Source organism: Variovorax sp. P4_D9 (assembly GCF_056401695.1).
Genome location: NZ_JBFUIU010001291.1, coordinates 1 through 1,782, shown reverse-complemented (window position 1 = coordinate 1,782; position 1,782 = coordinate 1). Strand labels below are relative to the sequence as shown.

Here is a 1,782-nt window from a genome sequence, read left to right as displayed (position 1 = left end):
GCCTGCAAACTGGGGCTGGAGGGGATCATCGGAAAGCGCAAAGACAGCCCGTACACCTCGAGCCGCTCCCCCGACWGGATCAAGCTCAAGTGCCGGCAGCGCCAGGAGTTCGTCGTCGSCGGCTGGACCTAYCAGCGCGGCACCAAGKCCGGTATCGGGGGCGCTCCTTCTCGGCGTGCACGACGACTCGGGCGACCCGGTCTACGCGGGGAGCGTCGGCTCTGGCATCGGCGGCAAGGTCGTCACCGTTCTCCTGGAAAAGCTTGTGCCATTGGCGCGACGAAGAGCCCAGCGAAGGGCGCGACGGACGCCGCTACCCGCGGCGCGCAGTGGGTGAAGCCRGAGYTGGTCGCCGAGGTGAGCTTCGCCGAGTGGACGACGAGCAAACACGTCCGGCAGCCCGTCTTCCACGGCCTGCGGGAGGACACCAAAATCGAGCTGGTGCGCTTTTACGGTCTGGTTGGGTTGGCCCGTTAATCCTCGAACACCTGAAAAGTCGCCCTGTGTCGCTTGTACGCGCGCCGGAGGGCATCACGGGCGAACTGCGCAACCCTGGTTCCATTCGCCGAAGGGTCGCCGACGCGACGAGCTCGTCGCCATCTCCGGCTCTCGATGCGCAATTGAAGACCTTGGCGTTCAACCCTTCAACATTCCCGCTGGTACTCGCGCGCATCGACTTCCGCTTCGTGCCCCAGCGCCCTCGCCGGCGTGGGCGACGACTTCTCGGCGCACTCACTGCGATCAGCGAGGTGCCTTGCAAGATCTCGTTGCCCCGTAGGTCTACCGCTCGATCGAGGATTGCCTGTGCATCGTCGAGCTTTCGGCTTCGGCGCCACGACGGCCTCCGCCTGGTCGGCGCGGGCGCGGCCAGGGCTGGGCGTGTCGGTGCCGATCGCGTGGAGTGAGCTGGCGAAGGTCACCAGGGGCGCGCACTGGAACGTGCGCAACATCCACACCAGGCTGGACAAGGGGAACGAGCCCTGGCTCGACTACGGAAGGCGAGGGAAAAGTCTGAGTCAGGCGATGCGAACCCTGGGGTTCAAAGATGACTTTTCGTACCTATGGGCGTTTTGGCAGCCGCGCGGTACGACCCGGTATGGACGAGCGCTATCCATTCGCGGGCCGATTTTGGCCTTGCTCTGGGCAAGTTCGGCTTGCTGGTGTACGGGCGGCAGTCGCCTGTGTTGGTCGTGGCGCTTGCAACGGTTGCGGGTTGRCCACTCGCGCATTGAGCCCGGTGTGCATCCTTCCAAGCAGCATGCCATCGCCCACAGCCCTGAAGCACTGGCGCTCCTGTCTGCTGTGAACCCGCTGAGCTATTGGAAGTTGTTGGATCTCGCCTCCGTACGTCCACAAGCCGAGCGGTGGACGCATACGGTATGCGATGCTTCCTTACGCGAAGTTACCGGATTGGGCGACAGGTCATCGGGTTTTTGTTCGTTCCGTTCTTCGTTCGTGCAAAAGTGCGCACGGGGCGGGTCAGCGGTAAGCGCGCGGTGATCTCGTCTTGACGCGTCTTGACGATGGTCCATTGCTCGGTGGGCCGCGGTAACGCAGGCTGGCCGCCTTCTAAAATGGAACAGGGCCCTTGGCCCGTGGAGGCGCCACGTGGAGATTGCGAGCTATCTCACCTACTTGTTGCAATGGGCGTCCTTGGGCACGACTGGATTGGTGCTAGCGGTGGTCCTCGCCRTATCCGCGGGGCTGGGCTACGTCGCGTTTCTAGGACTATCTCGGATCAAACGGACCTGGATTCGTATCCCAGTTTCGATGCTTGTGGCC

1 protein-coding gene and 2 pseudogenes are annotated in these 1,782 nt (G+C 63.6%); all 3 read left to right on the top strand.

From position 1 onward, the window contains the following. Window positions 1-333: 333 nt before the first annotated feature. The gene (locus AC1DY5_RS54090) at window positions 334-477 is read left to right on the top strand and encodes an ATP dependent DNA ligase (protein ID WP_478122432.1); all 144 of its coding nucleotides are present in this window, start codon (window positions 334-336) and stop codon (window positions 475-477) included. Between the two features lie 231 nt (window positions 478-708). Further along, a pseudogene (gene ligD, locus AC1DY5_RS54085) lies at window positions 709-972 on the top strand (non-homologous end-joining DNA ligase LigD); the annotation flags it as partial. Window positions 973-1,061: 89 nt separating this feature from the next. Then, window positions 1,062-1,232, top strand: a pseudogene (locus AC1DY5_RS54080) (chromate transporter); the annotation flags it as partial. Between the last annotated feature and the right edge of the window lie 550 nt (window positions 1,233-1,782).